The organism is Nocardia sp. TBRC8007, from assembly GCF_056629435.1.
On the sequence record NZ_JBWSOR010000196.1, the window covers coordinates 1 to 337 of the forward strand.

General features: G+C 69.1%; 1 protein-coding gene. It reads right to left on the minus strand.

The features are described from left to right. A partial coding sequence (locus ACX4ZE_RS23270) for a hypothetical protein (protein ID WP_480275605.1) occupies positions 1-337 on the minus strand: 337 nt, incomplete at both ends.

A 337-nucleotide genomic window follows, 5' to 3' on the forward strand; every position in this document is an offset into this window, starting at 1 on the left:
CCACCACCACCGCCCGAGCGATCCCCGGACACCCACACAACACCGCCTCGACCTCCCCCGGCTCGATCCGGAACCCCCGCACCTTCACCTGCTCATCAACCCGCCCCACATACTCCAACTCCCCCGACCCCCTCCACCGCACCACATCCCCCGACCGATACATCCGCCGCCCCACACCCCCGAACGGATCAGCGACAAACCGCCCCGCGGTCAACCCCACCCGACCCCGATACCCCCGAGCCACCCCCAACCCCCCGATATACAACTCCCCCACCACCCCCACCGGCACCGGCCGCAACCACGAATCCAACACCCGCACCACCACATTCCCGATCGG